At 42.5% G+C, this 20588-nt stretch carries 23 protein-coding genes; 20 read left to right on the plus strand and 3 right to left on the minus strand.

All coding sequences use genetic code 11. The features are described from left to right. From gldC to ACRQ5D_RS19460, 7 genes are all read left to right on the plus strand, one after another. Window positions 1-333 carry a gliding motility protein GldC gene (gene gldC / locus ACRQ5D_RS19430; RefSeq protein ID WP_090524371.1) on the plus strand — a complete coding sequence of 111 codons (333 nt, stop codon included), beginning with the start codon at window positions 1-3 and terminating at the stop codon, window positions 331-333. A 10-nt stretch (window positions 334-343) separates the two neighbouring features. Then, window positions 344-781: a hypothetical protein gene (locus ACRQ5D_RS19435; RefSeq protein ID WP_091171377.1), complete on the plus strand. Its 438-nt coding sequence runs from the start codon at window positions 344-346 to the stop codon at window positions 779-781. An 86-nt stretch (window positions 782-867) separates the two neighbouring features. Then, on the plus strand, window positions 868-2355 hold the full coding sequence (locus ACRQ5D_RS19440) for a CHASE3 domain-containing protein (RefSeq protein ID WP_431200225.1): 1488 nt from the start codon (window positions 868-870) through the stop codon (window positions 2353-2355). Next, window positions 2352-4319: a response regulator gene (locus tag ACRQ5D_RS19445; RefSeq protein WP_431200226.1), complete on the plus strand. Its 1968-nt coding sequence runs from the start codon at window positions 2352-2354 to the stop codon at window positions 4317-4319. The genes ACRQ5D_RS19440 and ACRQ5D_RS19445 overlap by 4 nt, the downstream gene beginning before the upstream one ends. Window positions 4320-4321: 2 nt before the next feature. Further along, window positions 4322-5152 (plus strand): CheR family methyltransferase, encoded by an 831-nt coding sequence (locus tag ACRQ5D_RS19450; protein WP_176844517.1) that lies wholly within the window; start codon window positions 4322-4324, stop codon window positions 5150-5152. A 75-nt stretch (window positions 5153-5227) separates the two neighbouring features. Next, window positions 5228-5728, plus strand: a complete 501-nt coding sequence (locus ACRQ5D_RS19455; RefSeq protein ID WP_431200823.1) for a chemotaxis protein CheB — start codon at window positions 5228-5230, stop codon at window positions 5726-5728. Between the two features lie 27 nt (window positions 5729-5755). Then, window positions 5756-7684 carry a hybrid sensor histidine kinase/response regulator gene (locus ACRQ5D_RS19460; RefSeq protein ID WP_129567545.1) on the plus strand — a complete coding sequence of 643 codons (1929 nt, stop codon included), beginning with the start codon at window positions 5756-5758 and terminating at the stop codon, window positions 7682-7684. Here the strand turns inward: ACRQ5D_RS19460 and ACRQ5D_RS19465 are convergent. Next, window positions 7681-8166: a methylated-DNA--[protein]-cysteine S-methyltransferase gene (locus ACRQ5D_RS19465; protein ID WP_091171391.1), complete on the minus strand. Its 486-nt coding sequence runs from the start codon at window positions 8164-8166 to the stop codon at window positions 7681-7683. The two genes, ACRQ5D_RS19460 and ACRQ5D_RS19465, sit on opposite strands and share 4 nt — an antisense overlap. Before the next feature lie 92 nt (window positions 8167-8258). Between ACRQ5D_RS19465 and ACRQ5D_RS19470 the strand changes: the two genes are divergently transcribed. The 10 genes from ACRQ5D_RS19470 to ACRQ5D_RS19515 all read left to right on the plus strand — a co-directional run bounded on the left by ACRQ5D_RS19470 (window position 8259) and on the right by ACRQ5D_RS19515 (window position 17642). Continuing rightward, window positions 8259-8942, plus strand: a complete 684-nt coding sequence (locus ACRQ5D_RS19470; protein ID WP_091171395.1) for a heme exporter protein CcmB — start codon at window positions 8259-8261, stop codon at window positions 8940-8942. Between the two features lie 191 nt (window positions 8943-9133). Continuing rightward, window positions 9134-9568: a carboxypeptidase-like regulatory domain-containing protein gene (locus tag ACRQ5D_RS19475; RefSeq protein WP_432326303.1), complete on the plus strand. Its 435-nt coding sequence runs from the start codon at window positions 9134-9136 to the stop codon at window positions 9566-9568. A 29-nt stretch (window positions 9569-9597) separates the two neighbouring features. Next, window positions 9598-10317 (plus strand): hypothetical protein, encoded by a 720-nt coding sequence (locus tag ACRQ5D_RS19480; protein ID WP_431200228.1) that lies wholly within the window; start codon window positions 9598-9600, stop codon window positions 10315-10317. A 79-nt stretch (window positions 10318-10396) separates the two neighbouring features. After that, window positions 10397-10735 (plus strand): hypothetical protein, encoded by a 339-nt coding sequence (locus tag ACRQ5D_RS19485; protein ID WP_431200229.1) that lies wholly within the window; start codon window positions 10397-10399, stop codon window positions 10733-10735. 453 nt (window positions 10736-11188) lie between these two features. Continuing rightward, the gene (gene ccsA, locus ACRQ5D_RS19490) at window positions 11189-11863 is read left to right on the plus strand and encodes a cytochrome c biogenesis protein CcsA (protein ID WP_426589359.1); all 675 of its coding nucleotides are present in this window, start codon (window positions 11189-11191) and stop codon (window positions 11861-11863) included. Between the two features lies 1 nt (window position 11864). After that, the gene (locus tag ACRQ5D_RS19495) at window positions 11865-12074 is read left to right on the plus strand and encodes a CcmD family protein (protein WP_091171407.1); all 210 of its coding nucleotides are present in this window, start codon (window positions 11865-11867) and stop codon (window positions 12072-12074) included. Window positions 12075-12226: 152 nt separating this feature from the next. Continuing rightward, window positions 12227-13663, plus strand: coding sequence for a Glu/Leu/Phe/Val family dehydrogenase (locus ACRQ5D_RS19500; protein ID WP_091171410.1), 1437 nt, complete (start codon window positions 12227-12229; stop codon window positions 13661-13663). A 375-nt stretch (window positions 13664-14038) separates the two neighbouring features. Next, a complete protein-coding gene (locus tag ACRQ5D_RS19505) occupies window positions 14039-14449 on the plus strand; it encodes a cytochrome c maturation protein CcmE (RefSeq protein WP_091171412.1) in 411 nt (136 codons plus the stop codon). A gap of 9 nt (window positions 14450-14458) precedes the next feature. Beyond that, window positions 14459-16921: a cytochrome c biogenesis protein CcsA gene (ccsA, locus tag ACRQ5D_RS19510; protein ID WP_091171415.1), complete on the plus strand. Its 2463-nt coding sequence runs from the start codon at window positions 14459-14461 to the stop codon at window positions 16919-16921. 10 nt (window positions 16922-16931) lie between these two features. Next, the gene (locus ACRQ5D_RS19515) at window positions 16932-17642 is read left to right on the plus strand and encodes a phytanoyl-CoA dioxygenase family protein (protein WP_091171418.1); all 711 of its coding nucleotides are present in this window, start codon (window positions 16932-16934) and stop codon (window positions 17640-17642) included. Here the strand turns inward: ACRQ5D_RS19515 and ACRQ5D_RS19520 are convergent. Together ACRQ5D_RS19520 and ACRQ5D_RS19525 are read right to left on the minus strand one after the other, a co-directional pair. Further along, window positions 17639-18025, minus strand: coding sequence for a hypothetical protein (locus ACRQ5D_RS19520; protein ID WP_091171420.1), 387 nt, complete (start codon window positions 18023-18025; stop codon window positions 17639-17641). The genes ACRQ5D_RS19515 and ACRQ5D_RS19520 overlap by 4 nt on opposite strands. Window positions 18026-18033: 8 nt before the next feature. Then, entirely contained in the window at window positions 18034-18954 is a 921-nt protein-coding gene (locus ACRQ5D_RS19525) for an alpha/beta fold hydrolase (protein ID WP_091171422.1), read from the minus strand. Between the two features lie 82 nt (window positions 18955-19036). Between ACRQ5D_RS19525 and ACRQ5D_RS19530 the strand changes: the two genes are divergently transcribed. The 3 genes from ACRQ5D_RS19530 to iscX all read left to right on the plus strand — a co-directional run bounded on the left by ACRQ5D_RS19530 (window position 19037) and on the right by iscX (window position 20504). Continuing rightward, complete coding sequence (locus tag ACRQ5D_RS19530; protein ID WP_091171426.1) at window positions 19037-19819, plus strand: Rossmann-like and DUF2520 domain-containing protein; 783 nt, start codon at window positions 19037-19039, stop codon at window positions 19817-19819. A gap of 19 nt (window positions 19820-19838) precedes the next feature. Continuing rightward, entirely contained in the window at window positions 19839-20171 is a 333-nt protein-coding gene (locus tag ACRQ5D_RS19535; RefSeq protein ID WP_090524420.1) for a 2Fe-2S iron-sulfur cluster-binding protein, read from the plus strand. 90 nt (window positions 20172-20261) lie between these two features. Next, a complete protein-coding gene (gene iscX / locus ACRQ5D_RS19540) occupies window positions 20262-20504 on the plus strand; it encodes a Fe-S cluster assembly protein IscX (protein ID WP_091171429.1) in 243 nt (80 codons plus the stop codon). Window positions 20505-20588: the final 84 nt, after the last annotated feature.

The following is a 20588-nucleotide window of genomic DNA, read 5'->3' on the forward strand; positions in this document are numbered from 1 at the left end:
ATGAAAACCGCTGAAATAAAGCTTACCGTTACGCTTGATGATAATAATGTTCCTGAGCACATTCTTTGGGAATCGACCGACTCAACCAACAAAGAAGCGTTGCCTGTAAAATCAATGATGCTTGCCCTGTGGGACCAAAGCTATAAAAATACCCTGCGCATTGACCTTTGGACAAAAGATATGCCTGTTGATGAGATGAAGCGATTTTTTTATGAAACCCTGCAAACCATGGGCGACAGCTTTTTACGTGCAACCGGCGAGAAAAATATTGTTGAAGACCTGCGCGACTATTGTGCCCACTTTGCTGATAAAATGGAAATAACACAAAAATAACAACCTAAATATGCGCCTTAGCTCAATTTTATCATTTGCAGGTTTTGCATTGCTTTTTGCTGCAACCTACTGCCCGCTGCTGCGGGTATTCCACGTAACCAGCTGGAATATTTACAAGCTTAACCAACCTTATGGGCTGGTACTGTTGTTGGTAGCTGTTGTTGGCATTATTGTATCGTTCCTTAACCAGGCTAAGATTATGCGTGTGGCGGCCTGGCTGTCGATAGTACTTGTTGTACTGTTGCTGGTTGCTGCCATTTTTAAAGTAAATTCGGCATTTAGCTTTATTCCGTTTAAAGGCATTAACAGGTTTTTAACCAGCCAGCTTAAATTTCAATGGGGTTGGTATGTGATGTTTGCCGGTCCTGTTTTGGCTTTGATCGGCGCTTTGAGCAGCCGCCCTAAAGTTTTTATCTCAAACACTACCGATACTACGACAGTAAATTAATATTCCTTGTATGTTTAATTAGCTGTAATATTAACATTACAGCTTTTTTTAAACATATTTGTAATTCAGATTAATACGGATACCTAATGTTAAAGTTTTCCTTCCGCCAGCAGGTTTTAGCTGGCTTTGTAGTATCAATCATTCTTGTTTTTGTGGTGGGCATCTTGTCTTTTAACAGCCTGCGCCAATTCGAGGAGGATAACACCTGGGTTAATCATACTCAAAGGGTGATCCGTACTTCAACAAGTTTATTGCAGGAGTTAATTAATGCCGAAACAGGCATGCGTGGTTATGGAGCTACCGCTAAAAAGGTATTTCTTGAACCGTATAATGCCGCTTTACCTAAAGTAGCCGATGACCTGGCCACGCTAAAAGACATGGTGAAGGATAACCCTGTGCAGGTAAAACGCGTCGATTCAATCAATAAGCTGGTGAAGGAGCAATTGCTGATCCTTAAAACCAATGTTGAAACGCGCGATAGCCAGGGGCTTGATTACATGGTGCAGCGCAACATGTTTGTAAATGGCAAGGAAAATATGGATCAGGTCAGAATGCTGATCGACCATATGACCAACACAGAGGAGAGATTGCTTGCCAATAGGAAAGAAAATTCGCAGGATGCATCAACCTTTGCCAAGTTCGTAATTGCATGCGGTTCGTTGGTTTTCCTGTTCATCATCCTGTTGCTGTTCTTCTACATTCAAAAAACTTTCGATCAGCAAAAGAAAATTGAGGATGAAATCAGGGTTGCTAATATTGAACTTGGAAAAGTGCTTGCCGATAACGAAGCCAAAAACTGGCTGCTCACCGGAACCGGTCAGCTGAATGAAAAAATGCAGGGCCAGCAGGTTGAAAAAGAATTATCCAATAATATATTAACCGAAGTTTGTACCTATACCAATGCCGCGGCAGGTACATTTTACCTTTATAACGAAGCAAGCAACAGGCTTGATTTTTATGCTTCATACGCGTTCCACAATCCTGATTTTGTTAAAAAGTCGGTACAAATGACCGAAGGCTGGCTTGGCCAGGTAGCTAAGGATGGTAAAGCGGCGGTTGTAAAAGGTAAACTGAACGATAAGCTTGAGCTTTCATCATCGGTATTAAAAACTGAACTGGCCGAATCATTTATCATACCTTTCTTTTTTGATAAAAAGCTTAAAGGAGTAATGGAGGTTGCTTTTAATGAAGGGATCTCGAAAAATAAATCAGAATACATTTTAGCTATCGCTAATGATATAGGTATAGCTGTTAATACATCGCAGGCGCGTACTATTATGCACGACCTGTACGAGGAAACCCAGCAGCAGGCCGAAGAGCTGGAAGCACAGCAGGAAGAACTGCGGGTTACCAATGAGGAGCTTGTTCAAAAAACTGAAGAGCTGCAGGCCTCAGAAGAAGAGCTCCGGGTACAGCAGGAAGAACTGCGTACCACCAATGCCGAACTGGAAGAAAAAGCCAGTTTGCTTGAAGAAAAAACCAGGCCATTGAACAGGCCCGCCAGGCTATCAATCTTAAGGTTGAGGAACTGGAAACCACGGGTAAATACAAATCGGAGTTTTTGGCCAACATGAGCCATGAGCTGCGCACGCCGCTTAACAGTATCCTGGTACTGGCACGGATACTTAAAGATAACAAGCCTGCCAATCTTTCTGAAGACCAGATCAAATATGCCAGCGTTATCTTCAACGCCGGTAATGACCTGCTTACTTTGATCAACGATATCCTCGACCTTTCCAAAATTGAATCGGGCAAGCTGGATATGCAAAATGAGGATATTAAAGTAAGCGATATTGTTGGCGATATGGAAATGCTGTTTGCCGAAGTAGCCAGCAACAAAAAAATTAATTATACAACAAGTATAGACAGGCAACTGCCGCAAACCATATTTACCGATAAGGTACGTATAGAGCAGGTGATCAAAAACCTGTTAAGTAACGCGTTTAAGTTTACTTCTGAAAATGGTTCTATCGCTATCAATGTAAAACCGGGTATTAAAGATAAAACCATCAGCTTTGCTATCAAAGATTCGGGGATCGGGATCCCTGCGGATAAGCAAAAAGTAATATTTGAGGCATTTCAGCAGGCCGATGGTTCAACAAGCCGTAAATATGGCGGTACCGGTTTAGGTTTATCTATAAGCCGCGAACTTGCTTTCCTTTTAGGCGGCAGCATAACCCTGAGCAGTGAGCCGGGCATAGGCAGCGAATTTGTACTTACCGTGCCTTTTGAAGCTAAATTAACACCTGCGGCCTTAATTGAAGAAGTATTGCCAACTGCCGAGACTTTTAAACCTGTAACAGAGTTCCTGAACCCGGTTAAAGCGGCCCCGCGTGAGCCCGGTAAAGAACCTTTGGTTGTAATTGTTGAGGATGATAAAAACTTTGCAAACATATTGCAGGATTATGCCCGCGATCATGGTTATAAATCAATCATGGTGTATGAGGGTACCCGGGCGGTTGAAATTGTGAAGGAAGCCAAACCTGATGCGGTGATCCTGGATATTATGCTGCCGGGTAAAGACGGCTGGCAGATTTTGAAGGAGTTAAAGAATGATGAGGATACAATGCACATACCGGTTCACCTGATGTCGGCCGGGGATGCCGCAGCAAACCGCGTACGCCGGGAAGGTGCCATCAACTTTATGAAAAAGCCTATCAATACCGAAACGCTGGATAAACTTTTTGCCGATATCATGGTACAAAGCGGCACCAGGTTTAAACAGATCCTGCTGGTTGAAGATCACAAAGCCCAAAGCCAAGCTTTGAAAGACCTTATGCAAGGCCAGGGCATCACCGTCGACCAGGCTTTTGACGGCGAATCTGCATTTAGGATGTTGCATGAAAACGAGTACCAGTGTGTGATCCTTGACCTTAACCTGCCTGATATTTCGGGCTTGGATTTGCTGGATAAGATCAAAGAGGTTGACCGCTTTGCGTCACTGCCGGTTATTATCAATACTGCAATGGAGCTTGACAAAACATCGGTTAACAGGCTAATGCATTATGCCAACGCCATGGTGGTTAAAACCAATAAATCATCCGACAGGCTGATTGATGAGGTTAACCTGTTCCTGAACAAGATAAGCGAAACGGCGATTGCCCCGGCACAACAAGCGCCATCATCGGCCAAACCTAAAACACTAACTAAAGGCAAGGATGCCATTAAAGGCAAAAAGGTGCTTATTGTTGATGACGACATGCGCAATATTTTTGCGCTGAGCAGCGCCCTGCAAAGCTATGACCTCAATGTAGAGATAGCTAATGATGGTGAAGAAGCCATAGCTAAACTTGAGGATATAAAGGATATTGACATAGTGCTCATGGATATCATGATGCCTAAAATGGATGGCTATGAGGCTACCAGGCATATCCGTAAGCAAAACAAATGGGCTAAATTACCCGTAATAGCATTAACTGCAAAAGCAATGAAAGACGACCGCGAAAAATGTATAGCGGCCGGCGCCAATGATTATATCACCAAGCCAGTTGATATGGACAGGTTGATATCGCTCATGCAGCTTTGGCTTGAAAGTTAGTTATGGATACAGAGCAGGGAATTATATCACATGCACAGGTTCATGAGCTTATTGATATTGTAAAAAAAGTTCATGGGTTTGATTTTTCGGGTTATACCAAAGCTTCATTAAAACGGAGGTTAACCCGTATTATGCTGCTCAACAAGTTTGAGTTTTATGACCTTAAACATGTGCTTATTAATGATGCAGACTTTTTTCAGAATTTCCTGGAAGAGATTACGGTTAACGTAACCGAAATGTTCCGCGATCCTTCATTCTATCGTGCGGTTAACTCACAGGTTGTTCCATATCTTTCAACTTATCAGCACGTCAAAATCTGGAGTGCAGGCTGCTCAACGGGCGAAGAGGTTTACTCTATGGCTATATTGCTGAACGAAGCTGGTTTGGGAAAAAAGTCGTTCATATACGGCACGGATATCAATACCGAGGTTTTAAAGGAGGCCCGCAAAGGGATCTACAGTTTGCGTAATATAAAAAGCTACGCGGAAAATTATCAATATACTGATTTAAAAGGTTCAATTACAGATCATTTTACCATTTTGTACGATGCCGCGTCGATACATAATGAATTAAAACAAAATACACTGTTTTCGGTACATAATTTAATATCTGATACTGTATTTAATGAGTTTCAGATGATAAGTTGCCGGAATGTTTTTATTTATTTTGAAACGTATCTGCAGGAACGGATCCTTGACCTGTTTTATAAAAGCCTTTGCCCTCTGGGCTATTTATGCCTTGGCAGTAAAGAAACTATCCGGTCAGATTCGTTTAAGAGCAAGTTTAAGGTGATCAACCAAAAAGAAAACATTTACCAAAAAGTTGGGACCTGATAAAAAGTTACTGGAAAGATGGCACGCCGCCCAGATCGTATTATTGGGCGGATCGGCAGGCTCGTTTAAAATTTTATTCCGGATCATAAAAGATCTTCCCGAAAAACTGGGAAAAACCGTAATTCTTATCATACACAGGAAAAAAATTTTTTCAGCGAAATAGAAAAACTATTTGCCGAGAACAGTCGTATGTACATGCGCGAAATTGAGGACAAGGATATTCTTAAAACGGACACTATGTATATTGCCCCGGCAAACTATCATACCTTAATTGAACGCGGCGGTTATTTTAGCCTGGATGTTTCGGAACCGGTATGGTATTCAAAACCATCAATTGACGTTACTTTTGAAAGCGCCGCCGAGGTTTATGGTGACAGGTGCATGGCGATATTGTTGTCGGGAGCTAACCAGGATGGCGCCGAGGGCCTATTAAAATTAAAGAAAAGCGGCAGCCTTACCATAGCGCAGGAGCCCGGCGACGCAGAAATGGCCGAAATGCCAAAGGCAGCTATAAATTTAGGTGCTGCTGATTATATTTTGACACAGGATGAGATTTTTAAACTTTTACTTTCATAACAATCACCACCCCCTAATTAATATTAAATGACCCCTGTTAATATTCTAATTGTTGATGACAGAGAAGAGAATATTATCGCGCTTGAAGCATTGCTTAAACGCGATGATATTAAAATGTTCTCTACTACCTCGCCAAATGAAGCCCTTAAAATTGCCTGGGAAACCAATATTGCCATTGCTTTAGTTGATGTTCAGATGCCCGAAATGGACGGCTTTGAACTGGTGGAAATGCTTAAATCAAACCCACGTACCAAAGATATCCTGGTTATTTTTGTTACAGCCATTTCAAAAGAAGCCAAGTATGCTGTTAAAGGCCTCGGTACCGGCGCTGTAGATTATCTTTACAAACCGCTCGATCCTTATATTACATCGGCCAAGGTTGATTCATTTGTACAACTGGCCCGTACCCAGGCCGAAATAAAACAAAAGAACGATGAGCTGCAGAATTATGCCATCGTTGTAAAAAACTCGGCCGATATTATAACATCGGTCGACGCGCAAAGTCTCCGCATTGACAATATCAACCCCACCGTCGAAAAGATAATGGGTTTCAGGCCTGATGAACTTATTGGCAAAAGTATTGTTGACCTGGCCATAGACGATCATAAGCCGTCGTTTCGCAAAAAATTGGGTGAAATCATAAAAGACAACCTGGGCTATGCCATTTTTGAATTTAAGTTTGAAACCTTTGATAAAAGGGTAATTTGGGTGGAGTGCCGGGCGGCATACCGTAACAAAACGATATTTATTAATATCAGCGATATTTCTCCGCAAAAAAGTTACCAGGAGCAGCTTATCAAATCAAAAGAAAGCGCGGAGTACAGCAAAAAGGTGAAAGAAACCTTTTTGGCCAATATGAGCCATGAGCTGCGTACACCGGTTAATGGCATTATAGGTATCACTTCGCTTTTGCGTAAAACAGGCCTTACCGATCAGCAAGTGGGTATGCTTGATTTGCTTGATACCTCCTCAAAATCGTTATTGGGTGTGATCAATGATGTACTTGATATCTCAAAAATTGAGGCTGGTAAATTCAGTATCATCCGTACGGCCAATAATGTTTATGACATTGTAAACTCGGTTTTTAACCTGCTTAAATTTAAAGCCGACGAAAATAATATTGAGTTTTTGCTGGATATTGAAGATGAAGTACCTGAATACCTCATGGTGGATTCATTGCGCCTGAACCAGATATTGATGAACCTGATCAGTAACGCCCTTAAGTTTACCGAAAGGGGCTATGTAAAGCTCAAGATTACCGTACTTCAAAAACACAATGAAAAGGTAAAGCTGAAATTCAGTGTTGAGGATACGGGCATCGGAATCCCGGCCGACAGGCTTAACAGCATCTTTGATTCATTTGAACAGGCCGAAGACGATACCGTAAGCAAATATGGTGGTACCGGGCTTGGGTTAACCATAGTGAAAAAGCTGGCCGAGCTAAAGGGAGGCGAACTTACCGTAAGCAGCCAGGTAGGCAGGGGTAGTACTTTTAATTTTGTATGCTGGTATACCATCACTGTTAAACCCAAAACTAAGGTAACTCCCAAAACTGATAAGATATTGCCGCCGTTTAATAACGTACGGGTGCTGGTAGCTGAAGATAACATGGTTAACCAGTTTATGCTCTCCAAAATATTAAAGGACTGGAATGTAGAGGTAGAGATGGTTGATAACGGCCGCAAGGTTATTGAGAGGCTTACCAATAAAGACTATGACATTATTTTAATGGATACCCATATGCCCGAAATGAACGGTTACCAGGCAGCTAAAACCATCAGGGTTGATTTTGAGGAGCCTAAACGGAGTATTCCCATCATATCGCTTTCGGCAGCAAGTTATGACCATGAGCAGCAGGAAGCATTATCGGCAGGGATGAACGATGTGCTTTCAAAGCCGTTTCAGCCATACCAACTGCATGAAAAAATGTCAAGGTTATTGAAGGTGGGCGTTTAAAACTCAAGCCTGGTTTGCCCAACACCCATTACCTTTGCCTCATGCTCAAGCAGCCATTTTTTGCGCCATATACCGCCTGCATAGCCGGTTAAGCTGCCATTTGAACCTATTACCCGGTGGCAGGGTACTACAACCCATAGGTTGTTACGGCCGTTGGCAGATGCTATTGCCCTTATAGCCAACGGATTGTTCATTTGGTTTGACTGCTGGGCGTAAGTAATGGTTGTTCCATAAGGGATCTGGATCAACTCGTCCCAAACCTGTTGTTGAAACTCACTGCCTTCCTGCTTTATAGGAAAAGTAAATTCCTTCCTTGTACCGGCAAAGTATTCATTTAACTCATCAATAGCAGCTTGCAGCAACGGGGTGGGAGCAGGAGCAATCTCATATTCCTCATCGCGTATCGATACTGATGCTATAAAGCCATCTTCTTCGGTAATGCGGGCAATGCCAACTGGCGTGCGGAAATAAGCTACAGGCATGGTAATTGGTATGTTATATTCAAAATTAAGCTAATTTTTTTAGCTTGTCAAATGCCCTTACTCACTCGCAGGTAATTATTACATTTGCGGTGATGAAACTTGTTAATGAAACCTGGTACCTGCTCAAAAAGGAAGTTTTGCTGGAGTGGCGGTCCAAATATGCTTTTAATGGCGTTTTGCTGTATGTGGTTTCAACGGTTTTTGTTTGTTATATCTCCCTCAACTTAAACCCCGGCTTTTCCAACAGCAGCGGTTACCCCATAGTTTGGAACGTGTTGTTCTGGATCATCATGCTGTTTGCATCGGTAAATGCCATTGCCAAAAGCTTTATGCAGGAAAGTAAAAGCCGGTTACTCTATTATTACTCCATTGCCAGCCCGCAGGCTATCATCCTGTCTAAAACAATCTATAATATTTTGCTGATGGCTTTGTTAAGCACATTGGCATTGGTGGTATTTAAAGTGTTTTTTCCCAATACTCTTGGCGACCCGCTGTATTATTTCCTGGCTGTGTTGTTGGGGAGCGTCAGTTTTTCCACCGTGTTCACCATGATCTCGGCCATTGCATCAAAGGCCGGTAACAATGGTACACTGATGGCTATATTAAGCTTTCCGGTTATTATCCCTGTTATATTGGTGCTTATTAAGTTAAGTAAAAGCGCAATGGACGGGGTAGACCGGAGTTTCTTTTACGGCAACATAGGCGTTCTGTGCGCTATTAATGCCATTGTAATAGCTACTGCCTTACTGCTTTTCCCATACCTGTGGAGGGACTAATTTGAATTGGCCGAACCGGATTTAAGAATCAAGAAACAGGCTGAATTAAAAAGATTAAAAATATAAATTCTCTAATTCAATAAATTCGGGTTCAGACATTCCCGCAACAAAAATTATACACCGGCAATTCATTAACCGTTCATAAAAAATGCGTTTTTTAGCGGATTGAAAAAACATTCTAATTTTAATTAATGCGTTTTTATTGGTTTTTGCTTATCGCGTTTATATGTCCGCTCATAGTTTCGGCACAAACCGGTACTATTACAGGTAAGGTAGTGCGGGCCGATACTAAAAGCCCGGTAGCCAATGCCAGCGTATTTTTAAATAATGCCACCTACGGTACTTCCACTGCCGAGGATGGGACCTTTACCCTGGCCGGAGTTAAACCAGGCCAATACCAGTTGGTGGTTACCGGCGTTAGCATTGAAGAATACTCCATAACGGTACTGGTTGGCCGCGAACCTGCAAAATTAAGTATCGAGGTTAATCAAAAAGTGCTGATGCTGAGCGAAGTAGTGATCAGCAGCAGCGCCGACTGGAAAAAAATTACGAACTGTTTAGGAAGGAGTTTGTTGGCGATACCGAAAATGGCAAGGAGTGTAAGGTTACTAATCCACATATTTTAAATATTATCTACCACAGGGGAAAGCAGCAATTGGAGGCCTCTGGCGATGAGTTTTTGGTGGTAGAGAACCTGGCGCTGGGCTATCGTACCAAATTTTTGTTGAAGAACTTTTTGTATGATGCTATTGAGCACACCATATCCTATTCGGGAAGTGCCCTGTTCGAGAACCTGCCCGGCAGCGCAGCGCAGAAGAAACTCTGGAAGCAGAAACGCGAACAGGCCTATTATGGATCGGCTCAGCATTTTTACCGCTCGCTTTATAAAGGAAAGTTAAAAGAAGAAGGGTTTGAAGCACACGATTTTACAAGGCAAATTAACCCTGAACGACCTGAGGAAGCGGTATTGATGCAGAAGATGAAAAAATACCGGGAAGGCCCGCGCGATTCGGCCATGCGTTATTATAACCTGTCGAAGATGACCAAATGGTACCGCGAAAACCTCGCGAAGCTGCCTTACCAGGAGTTTGAGATCTTGCGGAAAACACCACAGGATGGGATTTACGCGCTCACCTTTCCGCACTTTTTATACGTAGTATATACCAAACGCGAAGAGACTACCGAGTTTAAGGATGTTTATCACCCGCTGGATATGCCTAATTATGAAACCAGTATCATGACCAAATATTCGGGCTATATTGCATTTGATATGAACGGTATCGTAGTGTCGAGCCCAAGCCCGCTTTACGAGGGTTCATGGTCGAAGGCAAAGCTTGGCGATTTGCTGCCGGTGGATTATGAGCCGGGGGATTGATTAATTTCAGGAAGACTTTGCTTATTTCGAATTATATTTGCCGCCACCATCGCAGATATAATTCTTGTTACCATCCTTTATGAAATATATAAGCTATTTAGTGTTAGCTGTTGTTTTTGTTGCGCAGGGAGTTTCAGCACAACAAATAGTATTTAAAGACCAAAATTTAAAATCGGCTTTACTTAAAAGAGGCTATGATTTTAATAAAAACGGCGAAATAGAAGTATCCGAAATTGACACTGTGGCGAATTTAAACATTGCCAAAAGTGATATTAGGCTGTTAGATGATTTAAAATATTTTAAAAGTTTAGAAAGGGTTTATGCAATGTCTAACCAGATTGCGAACCTGGATGTGTTTTTTGACAATAATACGATTAAGGAAATTTATATCGGAGGCAATGTTCTCGGAAAAAGTTGACGCTAAAGAATCTCAGAAATTTGACCGTTTTGGCGGCGGCCCATAATGACTTGGAAACAGTCGAATTAAATGGCACTGATAGCATAAGACAACTTTATTTACAGAGCAATGCGTTTAAAAACATCAAATTGGAAAATCTGACTAATCTCAGCGTATTAGAATTAATAGATAATAAGGCGTTAAAGACCATTGACATCAGACCAAACGTTGCTCTCACTTACATTGGACTGCTTTCAACGGCTGTATCCCAATTAGATATTTCCAATAACAAATTGCTGTCAACGTTTTATGTAAGTAATACTGTGAAAGTAATAAAGAGTGCCGGTCAGGAGAATTTTAAGTCCGCACCAGTTATAAGAGAGATTCACTAAAATGTGTAATACTTTATGTTTGCCTAAACTTAGTGTCGAATCAATGAGCAAATAATTAGTTACATTTGCCTGCATAAATCATATGAAGTTTATTTATCAAACATGGTGGAAGGTTGCGGCTGTTTTGCTGGTGCTGTCTACCTTTTACACGGGCCTGGTTCTCAAAGCGCCGAGGCTGCCAATTATTCACGAAACCATCCGTAATTTGTATTTTCACGTACCCATGTGGATGGGGATGCTGACTGTTTTTGTGGTATCGGTTTATTTCAGTATTAAATACCTGCAAACGGGTAAAGAAGAGCATGACCTTGCTGCTGTTGAGAGCGTTAATACCGGGTTGCTGTTTTACACCTTAGGCCTTTTAACCGGTATGCTTTGGGCAAAATTTACCTGGGGCGAATTTTGGAGCGGCGACCCCAAACAAAACAGCGCGGCCATTGCATTTTTGTTGTACTGTGCTTATCTGGTGCTTCGTAATTCTATTGATGAGGAGCAGAAGCGGGCCAAGATTTCGGCTATCTACAATATCTTCGCTTTCCCCATCATGATTGTGCTGATATTTGTTTTGCCCCGCATGACAGATTCATTGCACCCCGGCAGCGGCGGTAACCCTGCATTTGGTAAATACGACCTTGATAACGGTATGAAGATAGCCTTTTACCCGGCTATGTTAGGCTGGAGTTTTATTGCCCTTTGGATAGCAACTATCCGTTACCGCATCCGTTTAATTGAGAATAAGAAGAACGCTATAAATTAAGATGAAGAAATTAACGCTTTTATTGCTACTGCTTACGTTTTGTACCGCTGTTTTTGCTCAGCCAGGGCAGCAGGTTGAAATGGCAGATACCCTGCGCCAGTCGGGAAAAATTTACGTGGTTGTAGCAACTATTTCCATAATTTTTGTTGGACTGGCCATTTACCTGTTTACTATAGACCGCAGATTAAAAAAAGTCGAAAACGAAAAGTAGTTCAAATAATATGTTTAAACAATTTAAACATATCATTCGTGACGGTGTTGACTGGTGTATAGGGCACACTAACTAAGAAATATTTGCAATATTGATAAAAATTGTACCAAATTTGCTCACTTTTTTAAGAGATTAATATTTATACAATAGTTATGGCTACGAATATTTTGATTGCCGACCAGGAAACACACTTCTTCAGCGACGTGTGCAAAAACTTCGATCATGCTGCCCAATTCACCAAACACGATGCAGGCCTGCTTGATCAAATTAAATCATGTAACAGTGTTTACCGCTTCCGTTTCCCCATTCGCAAGGGTAACAGTTTTGAGGTAATTGACGCCTGGCGCGTTGAGCACTCGCACCATCAGTCGCCAACCAAAGGTGGCATCCGCTACAGCGAAATGGTGAACGAGGATGAGGTAATGGCCCTCGCCGCGCTCATGACTTACAAATGTGCCATTGTTAACGTTCCGTTTGGCGGTGCCAAAGGCGGTATCAAAATAAACCCTAAAAACTACACCGTAAGCGAGCTGGAAAACATCACCCGCCGTTATACCGTTGAGTTAATCAAAAAGAATTTTATTGGCCCAAGCATTGACGTGCCTGCACCTGATTATGGATCGGGCGAGCGCGAAATGAGCTGGATTGCCGATACTTATGCTACCATGAACCCCGGTCAGTTGGATGCTATGGGCGCCGTAACCGGTAAGCCTATCGCCCTGCATGGTATTGCTGGCAGGAGGGAAGCTACCGGCCGTGGTGTGGCCATCGCTACCCGCGAGTGTGTAAGCGTTGGTGAGGATATGCAAAGGATTGGCCTGCTGCCGGGTTTATCAGGTAAAAGGGTAATTGTGCAGGGCCTTGGTAACGTAGGCTATTATTCGGCTAAGTTTTTATCCGAAATGGGTGCGATAATAGTTGGCTTATGCGAATTTGAAGGCGCTATTTATAACGAGAACGGTTTAGATATCGAGGCTGTATTTCAGCACCGTAAGGCAACCGGTTCTATTTTAGGATACGCTGCGGCAATACAGGAATTTGCCAATACCATGGAAGGCCTTGAGCAGCCGTGCGATATCCTGGTACCGGCAGCCCTTGAAAACCAGATCACCGAAACAAACATCCGCAACATACAAGCTAAAATTATTGTTGAGGGCGCTAACGGCCCAACCTCACCCGAAGCTGAAGCTATATTTTACGCCAATGGTGGGATGATAGTTCCGGATATGTTTGCCAATGCCGGCGGTGTTACCGTATCATATTTTGAATGGTTGAAAAACCTGAGCCACGTAGCTTTCGGCCGTATGAACCGCAGGTTTGAAGAGAATTCAAATCTTAACCTGGTAAACATGGTTGAAGGGATTACCGGGGTAGCTTTAACTCCGGTACAGCGCTCAACCATTATCAAAGGTGCATCAGAGCTTGAACTGGTAAATTCAGGACTGGAAGATACCATGATCCGCTCATACCACGAGATCAGGGAGATCTATAAAAGCAATCCTGAGATTGGCACCCTGCGTAACGCGGCCATGGTTGGCGCAATCAATAAAATAGCGGTATCGTACCAAAATTTAGGTATCTGGCCATAATTAAGGATTTAATAGTTTCGATATATAGCGAGGTGGGTTTGAAAAAGCTTACCTCGTTTTTGTTTTTAATTATGCCGCGATAGGGATCGCAGCGGATACCGGCCAATGAGCGTAGAGCCCGGGCCGAAGGCATCGCCATAATAGTTTCAGAACTCGCATTAAACTAATTTCAAGAATTTCTTCGCTTTTCGCAAAAGCACGTTTAATAGATAAGCACAAGTATTAACATTCGACCAATTCTTAAAATTCATCAAATTCGAGTTCTGACGTTTCTATTAAGAATGATTCTAAATAATACATATGTCTTGTAATAAACATTATTCGCTGCACGTTTTGTATTTTTGCAAATCGTTATTTTAATAATATAAACCGCAGATGAAAAAAAGTGCAATTTTTGGTCTTGTTGTTATCGCTATAGCCATAGCGGTTATCATAAGTGTTTATTCAAGCTCAAGCACCTATGCAACCTTTGCCGAAGCGCAGCAAACCAGCAGCGAACTGCATGTAATAGGCCACTTCAGCAAGGGAAAGGAAATGGTTTATGACGCTGCTAAGGACGCCAATTATTTTTCATTTTATATGAAAGATAATAAAGGCGAAGAGCGTAAAGTTGTTTTTACCGGTACCAAACCGGAAGACTTTGAGCGTTCGGAGCAACTGGTACTTACCGGCCAGATGGTTGGCAGCGAGTTTCATGCATCAAAGATCCTGATGAAATGTCCTTCCAAATACACGCAGGATAAGTTAGAAGTTACAGAAGCGAAGGCTAAACAAGCCAGCATTTAATCATTTTTGATGAATACAGTTTTTAAGGGCGAACACCTTTTACCGGGACAAATCGGCCAGTTTTTTATTGTTCTTTCGTTTGGTGCAGCCCTGCTGTCATTCATAAGTTACTATTTTGCTACTACAGATGATGCCGGTAAGGCCGACAGCAGCTGGCAGCGTTTAGGACGTTTAGGTTTTTACGTAAATTCCATCTCTATTTTAGGAATGGGCACCTGCCTGTTCTATGTGCTTTATAATCATTATTTCGAATATCATTACGCCTGGGCCTATACCTCGCGTTCGCTGCCCGTTTATTACCTGGTATCGGGTTTCTGGAACGGACAGGAGGGCGGCTTTTTGCTTTGGGCCTTTTGGCAGGCCGTTTTAGGTAATGTACTTATTGCAAGGGCTAAATCATGGGAGCGCCCGGTGATGACTGTTGTTGCCCTGTCGCAGGTTATTCTGGGAACCATGGTACTTGGGATCGATATTTTCGGTCAGCGGATAGGCAGCTCGCCATTCTTGTTGTTGCGTAATTCAGGTATCGAAGCGCCTATATTCTCGCAGCCAAACTACCTCGACTTTATAAAAGACGGGCAAGGAATGAACCCATCGCTGCAAAATTACTGGATGGTTATTCACCCGCCTACCTTGTTCCTGGGTTTTGCATCTATTATAGTTCCGTTTGCTTACGCGGTTGCCGGGCTTTGGCAAAAGCGATATAAAGAATGGGTACAGCCCGCTATATCATACGCCTTGTTTGGTTCTATGATATTGGGTACCGGTGTGATCATGGGCTCGTTCTGGGCATATGAGTCGTTAAACTTCGGTGGCTTTTGGGCCTGGGACCCGGTTGAGAACGGTTCGATATTTCCGTGGTTAACAATGGTTGCGGCATTGCACGTACTTATCGTATTTAAAAATACAGGCCACTCATATTTTACAGCTACACTGCTGGTATTGCTGAGTTTTGTACTGGTATGGTATACTTCATTCCTTTCAAGAAGCGGTATTTTGGGTGAAAGCTCTGTGCATGCTTTTACCGATTTAGGTATGTTTTGGCAGCTGGTTATCGGCATCCTGATATTCCTTGTTTTATCTGTTTGGGTTTTGGTATGGCGATGGAAAGAACTGCCTATCACCAAAAAAGATGAAGAAACGTACTCGCGTGAGTTTTGGATGTTCGTAGGTTCAGTATTTTTAGGGTTATCTTGCTTCCACCTTATTGTAGTAACATCGGTGCCTGTATGGAATGCCATGTTTGGTACCAAGATTGCACCTCCTTCTGATGCTGTTAAACATTATAATGTGATCCAGTCGTCATTTGCGTTTGTGGTGACTTTACTTACCGGTTTTACGCAATTCCTGAAATATAAAAAGACTGATATTACCCGGTTTTTCATTACTACAGGCGTTTACCTTTTGTTTGCCATATTGGTAACGGCGCTTGTTGTTTACTTAACCGGTGTTTATCGCCTTAACTTCGTGTTCAATTTGGTGATGTGCGGTTCGGTTTATTCGGTTATTGCCAATGCCAAAGTATTGGTTGATGCTTTTAAAGGTAAGTTCAAGCTGGCCGGTTCGGCAGTGGCGCATTTAGGTTTTGGTTTGCTAATGGTTGGCGCGGTGATAGCGGCAGGTACCAGCAAAGTGGTTTCTGAAAATGCAAGCGGTGTGGTTAATGTGCAGGGCTTTGATGCCAAAGCAGGTAACGCCCGCGAAAATATCATGATCTATAAAAACACCCCGGTAAAAATGGGCGATTATACAGTTACCTATCTTGGCGACTCCATTTCATCACCTTACCATTTTTACAGGGTTGATTATAAAAAGTTTGACGCCAATGGTAAACTGCTTGAAAACTTTGTGCTTAAACCCAAAGTGCAGGCCAGCCGTGATGCGGGAATGTCTTCATCGCCTGACACCAAGCATTATTTATTAAATGACCTTTATACTCACGTTACCGCTATACCAAGCGAAGGTTTTGCCATGCAGGGCGAGGCCGGGCATGACGAAGGTAACGATGATAAAAACTACGATGAGCCTGTAGCACACGAAGTTGCCATTGGCGATACCATCAGGTACCGCGACGGCTTCATGCTGGTTAAATCATTAAACAAACAGGCTACGGTGCAAAATATCCCGCTTACAGCCAACGATGTGGCTATCGGCGCCAATATTGAAGTTCATGCGCATGATGGCAAGGTGTATACTGCCGAACCTGTGTTCATGATCAGGGGCGGTAACGTGTTTGATTTTGCCCGCAAGGTTGAGGATGCCGGATTAAAACTGCGTTTCTCAAGGATCAACCCCGAAAATAAAAAAGTAGAAATCACTGTTTACCAGCAGCCGCAAAACAAACGCCCATGGATTGTGATGCGCGCTATCAGCTTCCCGTATATCAACTTCTTCTGGAGCGGTACTATCATTATGGTGATTGGCTTTTTGCTTTCTATCCAAAGGCGTAATAAAGAACTTAAAACCGTTTAATTTCTGTTAGATGGATTTAACCGGGCACCGGTATAATATTGATCATGACGGGTTCACCGTTATTGATGATATTTATACCAGTGCCGAAATTAATGCCATTATTAACATTATCGAATCGGCCGACAGGTCGGGGCCGTTGTTCCGGCAAACTGATGATGTATTTGCCATAAGGCAATTTTTAAAGGCTGTTCCGGATGTTTCCCCTCTTTTATTGAATGACAGGTTAAAAAACGTTATCTCCAATGTTTTTGGCGATGGCTACTTTGTTGTAAAATCCATCTATTTTGATAAACCGGGATCGTCCAACTGGTTTGTAGCCTGGCACCAGGATTTGACCATCTCGGTGGATAGGAAAATTGATATAGCGGGTTACGGCCCCTGGACGGCTAAGCAAAATCAGTTTGCTGTGCAGCCTCCGCTTTATGTTTTGCAGGATAATTTCACTGTCCGCATTCATCTGGATGACACCAATGAAAATAATGGTGCATTGAAAGTATTGCCCGGTTCACACCTTAAAGAAATTTATCGCCCCGAAAACATCGACTGGCAGCAAGAAACTGAAGTAAGCTGCAATGTACAGGCCGGTAGTATCATGATCATGCGGCCGTTGCTCATGCACGCCTCAAGCCGAACCACCAATAACAAAAAGCGTAGGGTAGCACATATTGAGTTTAGCAGGGCAACGCTTGCTGATGAGATTGATTGGGCGGAAAAAGCTTAGGTGGAGTATACTAAGGTTAAAACCGGCGCGGAGCTGCTGATAACATCTGTAATATCATCATTACTACAGATAAGATAATGGACAAGTCCCGCTTCATTGTAAATGCTGTGTGTTTCCTCTTTAATCCATCTTAAATATTGAGTATCTGTAGAATAATTTATTCCGTTTTGAAATTTATCATTGTAAATGGAATTGATTCTGAATGATTCATTTGTGTTTCTGAATGAGAAATGAGTTTTAAACGTGACTTTTAAAATAGGGTCATTTTCGTTTATACTTTTTAAAGTGATCGTGAGACCTTCGTCGTTATAGCTTATATTATCCAGGTATTTATCCTTAGCGATAGAGTTACCTTGTTCCCATACATTAAATTCGTCGGCCATATAGTTTATTACCCCTTCAAAAACGAAAGGATTTTAGCATTTACGGTGTCGGCCTTTTCAATCATGGGTAAATGTGCTGCGCCATCAACAGGGAAAAAGTCGGTCTTCAATACACTACGGATGGAATCACTAAAACGTAGGGGTAGGGTTTTATCAGCTTTGCCCCATATCAGTAATACGCTTTTGCCTGCACTGTTGAGGCAGGTATTGCTTTCGCGACCATTTTGATTGTAATTGTACAGGGTTGAAACCAGCGCGTTTCTAAACCCCTTATACTCCATTTGCGGCAGGTAGCGGTTTACCCATTCGGGGTGGTTTCTCGGATAAAGAAAATCGGTTGTTTGTCCTTTTGCTCTTTCGTCGGAGTTCACAGCTTCGTTGTAGAGTGTGAAATATTGCGGAGCTACCGGCTTTTTTTGTTCATATACCGGGTCAACAAGTATTAGTTTGTTAACCATACCGGGGTGACTGCAGGTAAAATTGGTTATCACTGCGCCACCGAATGATACGCCTGCTAAATTTATTTTCCCGTTTAATTTAAGTTGATTAATGAGATCGAGCAGCTGCGTATTGTAAAGCTCCTGGTTATAGGGCACATTGGGCCTGTCTGAATAACCACGGCCAAACATATCATAGCGTAATACCCGGTATCCTTTTTTTATCAAAAAATCGTACGTTGGGTCCCAGATATAATAGGGTACGCTAAAGCCGTGGACAAGTATAACAACCTGGGCACTATCAGGGCCTTCGAGCTGGTAATGGGTTACGCCCTGACTTAATTTGATGAAGTTGCCGGGAACATTTTTGCGGCTGGTATCGGTTAAGGTTTTGGTTTCTTTATTGTTATATCTATAGAAGCCGTATAGTATTAATGACGCGGCCCCGACAAGAAATATCACAATTATAATGCTTACTTTAAGTATTTTCATGCGGTATTAGATGTTGGTTTCTAAAATACAGAAATATTTATACTACAGTTAGTTAAATAATTATATCTATTGTAAAGAATATATGAACATTACCATAATAGGCTCCGGCAACGTAGCAACCCATATGGCAGCAGCGTTTAAAAATGCAGGCCACCGTATTGTGCAGGTATACAGCCGCGATATACAGCATGCCGCTTTATTGGCCTACCATGTTAGCGCCGAAGCGATAGATAACCTTGACAATATTAATCCTGATACGGGATTGTTTGTTGTTTCGGTTAAGGACGATGCTATAACGACTGTTGTTAAAGCGTTGTCGGCCCATAAAAAGTTAATAGTAAATACATCGGGCTCAACCGATTTGAACAGTTTGCTGGCTTTTACCCCAAAGGCCGGTGTATTTTATCCCTTGCAAACGTTTAGCAAAATAAGAGAGGTTGATTTCAGATCTGTCCCGCTCTGTCTTGAAGGTGCTGACGACGGTATACTTGCTGATTTAAAGCAGCTGGCATTTACCATCAGTAATAATGTATATAGCGTTAACTCCGCCCGGCGCAAAATATTGCACCTCGCCGCGGTATTTGCCTGTAATTTCCCCAATTATTTGTACGGGGTTGCCCAAGACCTGCTTGCGCAAAATCAAATGGAGTTTAACATGCTGCGCCCCCTGATCCTGGAAACTGCCCAAAAAGTGCTTGAACAGGAACCACGCAATGTACAAACCGGCCCTGCAGTACGCAATGATGAGGGCACTATGGCCACTCACATGCAGATGTTAAGCGAGATGCCTATGTTACAGGATATTTACAGTTTGTTAAGTCAGGGTATTATCAAAAACAACAAAGGGGTTACCGCACCCGAGTAATTTTGTTACTTTTGCTTAAATGAACATTTATAAAATAAAGATCAATTTCGAGGAAAAAGGGCACGAAAGCGTTGAGTTACCTATAGCCGAAGGAGAATCTGTATTAGACGTATGCCTGGAGAATGGCATTGAACTACAGCACAATTGCGGTGGTGTTTGCGGATGCAGCACATGCCATGTTTATGTAAACAAGGGGATGGATAATATCCAGGAGATATCCGATAAAGAAGAGGATTTTATTGACAGGGCTGTTAACCCGCGCATTAATTCGCGCCTGGGTTGCCAGTGTGTGATTGTTGATGGCGACATTGAAGTTACCCTGCCGGATCAGTCGCAGTTTTTAGGCCACTAATATTTGCATCAATCCGTTTAAACAATAAATAAAACGTATAATTTACAACGTATTAGCGCAACCCCCGGGTAGTACGTAAAATCAACAAAAATGAGCGATAATAAATTTGCCTTACCAATTCACTGGAATGATTATGAAGATATTGCCATTGAACTTTATGAAAAGTTTGGTGACGATTTTGACGAATCAAGAATATACCGCATCCGTTTTACCGAACTGCTGGAATGGGTATTGAGCCTGCCTAATTTTGCCGGTACCCGTGCCGAATCAAACGAAGGCCACCTGGAGCAGATCCAATCGGCCTGGGTATACGAGTGGCGGGATAATCAATAATTCAGTTGGCAGTTTTGAGCCGGCGGTTTGCAGTTTTAAATTTGCGATTAGCAGTTTAGCACAAAGCAAACATTCTGTAATCAA

Origin of the sequence: Mucilaginibacter sp. P25 (genome assembly GCF_050859465.1) — a bacterium.
In the GTDB taxonomy this organism is placed as follows: domain Bacteria; phylum Bacteroidota; class Bacteroidia; order Sphingobacteriales; family Sphingobacteriaceae; genus Mucilaginibacter; species Mucilaginibacter gossypii.